We start from the raw sequence: 3,519 nt of genomic DNA on the forward strand, positions 1-3,519 counted from the left end.
AATCCAAATATCATGAATGTTCTTTCTCCCCCTTTCTCTCCCTGTATATTGTTGCATAAACTCAATAGTATCACCATTTATATATCCTTCCTCAATAATAGAATATACACTTCCTGAGCTTTGTGCAATCGTTTCTATTTTAATTATAGAATCAGTAATAACATAATATGCTCTTCGTTTAAATATAACTTCTAACTTAGAAATACTAGGATTTGAGTACCCCTTATATACATAGTTGTTTTTTGAAAATATATAAAACTCATTTCTTAAACTTATATACAACGAATTACCTTCAAGCGCACCTCCCTCATTCTCTCTATATATAGTGTAATATTTTTTAGCAAAATCATTGTTGTTTAATACCATAGAGTCTCTATGCAAGTCTCTACTTTCTTTAAAGTATATGCCACAAGAAGTTGATATAACAAATACCAAACTAATAATTACTATTTTACTCTTCATTATTCTAAATTAAATGTTTTACCTTTCAAATATGAATTAGTCCTTAATGGTGAAGGTTTATAGCTTCCATTTTCATATGGTACAAATAAATGATGAAATGTAGGTTTAGATGGAGCAAATAAGGATTCTTTTTCCTGTATCTGGCTATCATGCATTTTATTTGAAGGCCAGAATGACTCGTATCCAGTTCTATTTCCCACTTTTACTATTCCTAATGAATTAGTAACTACTATTCGCTCAATACCTTTGTTATATAACATGTCTAATAATTCTTGATCATCATAGTTTTGACCATTTATAATCCTATCGTCATCGTATGTAGCTTTTTGGTTAGACATTCCATAATAAAGATCAAATGAATAACTTAAAGAAAAATCACCATATCTAAAAGATGCTTGCAGCCCAGCAGAATAAAACTGATCAGACTCAATCGGACTAAAAAATGGTATCTTCCTAGTATCATTATATGTTGTAATCTGTAAACCACCAATTTTAACACCTATTGCTCCATTGATTTGATTCCTACCAGAACCATCACTATTCCTTCCTGAACTTAGTATATAATTATGTCCATATGTAACTGCTAAGCCAAAGGAATTACTAATTGCAGAACCATTTCGTTCTGTAAAAAGATTTAAATTTGTTTTTTCTCCTTTTCCATACCCAAAAGTTAAAGAAGGTGTTGCAACCATATTAACAGAAAATTTATTATAAGGAGAAGTTCCTAACCCTTTATAACTAAAATTTGTTGATATGTTAAGACCTGACATATATCCAAACCCATTCCCTTGTTGCACTTTAGTTGAAATTCCACCAAATAAACTAAACGAAAACCCAGCACCCAAAGTATAATTTATTAGCCCTCCTATTCCTAAATATATACTTGTATTAAATCGACCATTATAATTATATTCTTTCAACCCATCCAAATCAATATAACTTATTGGTTTATTTCCAGCATATTGGTATGGTGCATAATAAGGATACTCAAATTGTAAAGGATCAACACTCACAAACCTACAAGTCCAAGCAGCGTAATACCTTGCGCCGTAGTAGTACATTCCGGTTTCGTTATCGCGTTCTTTGCCGTTGTATTTGTAGCTTTTTTGGGATATGGTGGTGTTATGTTTTTGGTAGCTTGTGGTACCAAATGGGTGATACTCCTCATAGCTTATGATGTTAGATTTGTCATCAAGTTCTATTGATGATGAACCAAGATGATCAGAAAGTTGATATCTTATTACAGTATCACCTCCTGTCTCTTTGTCTATCATAGCTATTCTGTCTCTATCGTCCATTATATGCACGGTACTTCGCTCCAAGTTTAAGGTTTCATAAATTTCATTTCTTCCCAACAAATGGTTATTACAATAGTCTATAAAAAGCAATAAAACTCTGTAAATGGAGTCTTATTGCTTTATTTTGATCTTATTAGACAAATCTATTTATTCATTAAAATACAATATTGCTGTTTCCCTAATAATAGGTTCTTGTGAATTACATAATAACTTTATTTTCCTTCTAGAATCTTCTGTATTTATAGCAGATAATGCCCAAATACATTTTTTACCTAATGAGCAACATTCGTCATCTTCAGGAACATTCAGAGCCAAATTATATAGTTTATCAACACTTATAGGGTCTTTTATCAACTCTAAAACATCCACAATATCCTCATGAAGTATATGCCAATCACATTCCAACAGTTGCAACAATATATGCGTAAAATCAGAATCCGCACCATCTAAATAAAGTACAGTAATAGTATGAGATAATCCAATATCATCCTTCGATCTTAAATTATCATTTAAAAGTTTCAAAATTTCATCTTTATTTGCCATTTTTCTCCCTGTGGGATATTTATCAAGATAATTATCAAAATAACACTTCCGTTTAAATAACCCCTCGTAAAATTTCTCAAAATCAAACATTTAATATATTTTTATAAAATTATCTATTTGTTTATTAAAAGCATTAGTATTATCCTGTATTCCTAAATTCAAGGTTCCTTTTTCTAGTTTCCACATCAAAAGCCCCCTTTTTGACCATCCTTTACTTGCTGCTGGTGTTCTATGCCAAACTCCAATTTTGTTAAATTTATTCATTGTTCCTGGTTTCATCTTAAACTTAACCAATACATCATATTCCTTTTTTAACAAATAAGTTCTAGAATAGGTTGACCTTGTTGAGACAAATAACTCCTTACCCTTCATTCTTGTTAAACCATTATTTTCAATTAAAGATTTGTATTCTTGCTTACTCATTGCTCTATAAAAATATACTGTTCTTGGATACCTTTCTGTAGGATTAAATCCTTTCGGTGTTTTTAATACACCACCAGTCGCTTGTGCCCCACTCGCCAAACTAAGCCCCATTAAGAAATAAACTCCGAACACATGTGAGACTCCAAATTTGTGACCATACAGAGACTCAAAATTATTCTTAGTCAACGGTTCTGCAATACCAGATTCCTCAAGTTGACGCAAGCCAGTCTTTAAGCAATGAGAAAATTCATTTCTAACTCTATATCTCATTTTAATATCTCCAAGACGATATGTATATCCATTATAGCCACTTAATCCTTCTGGTATATCCTCCCAGTAATCTACATTAGAAACATACAATTTCCCGCCTGCTCGACCAACATAAAATTCTGAACCATTCACTACAGCCGAATCTTCTAAAACAAGACCTCCATCTTCACCTGGTGTAACAACATCTACAAATTGAATATCATTACCTCCATTATCTCCCATTTCAGTCTTTTCTTTCGTTTCGGTATTATACCTCCACCATTTCTGGCCGTCTGGATCAATAAAATTAATAGGATTATTAGCACAATATACATATGGAGCCCAATCTGAAAACTCATTTGCTTTTGGATCAACACTCACAAACCTGCATATCCAAGCTGCGTAGTAGCGGGCACCGTAATAGTAGAGGCCGGTCTCTTCGTCGCGCTCTTTGCCTACGTATTTGTAGCGTTTGAGCGAGGTTTGCCTCACATTACTTCTTTTTTTATATGTGTTCGGCGATTATTTCGCAATTCTGATTCTG

The 3,519-nt window shown here is 32.5% G+C and carries 4 protein-coding genes; all 4 read right to left on the minus strand.

Annotation, left to right across the window (positions count from 1 at the left end; all coding sequences use genetic code 11):
• Positions 1-462 (minus strand): hypothetical protein (locus tag N4A55_RS00465; protein WP_293753429.1); only part of this gene is annotated, 462 nt, incomplete at its 3' end.
• Positions 462-1,760 carry an RHS repeat domain-containing protein gene (locus tag N4A55_RS00470; RefSeq protein ID WP_293753433.1) on the minus strand — a complete coding sequence of 433 codons (1,299 nt, stop codon included), beginning with the start codon at positions 1,758-1,760 and terminating at the stop codon, positions 462-464. The genes N4A55_RS00465 and N4A55_RS00470, both read right to left, overlap by 1 nt.
• 147 nt (positions 1,761-1,907) lie before the next feature.
• Complete coding sequence (locus N4A55_RS00475) at positions 1,908-2,303, minus strand: hypothetical protein (protein WP_293753431.1); 396 nt, start codon at positions 2,301-2,303, stop codon at positions 1,908-1,910.
• A gap of 90 nt (positions 2,304-2,393) precedes the next feature.
• Complete coding sequence (locus N4A55_RS00480) at positions 2,394-3,467, minus strand: RHS repeat protein (RefSeq protein ID WP_293753432.1); 1,074 nt, start codon at positions 3,465-3,467, stop codon at positions 2,394-2,396.
• Positions 3,468-3,519: the final 52 nt, after the last annotated feature.

It is taken from the genome of Vallitalea sp., assembly GCF_025211055.1.
Classification (GTDB): domain Bacteria; phylum Bacillota; class Clostridia; order Lachnospirales; family Vallitaleaceae; genus Vallitalea.

Bases quoted from the DNA above. Each gene is read 5' to 3' on its own strand.
- N4A55_RS00470 (WP_293753433.1), bottom strand. From the start codon at position 1,760: ATGGACGATAGAGACAGAATAGCTATGATAGACAAAGAGACAGGAGGT.
- N4A55_RS00475 (WP_293753431.1), bottom strand. From the start codon at position 2,303: ATGGCAAATAAAGATGAAATTTTGAAACTTTTAAATGATAATTTAAGA.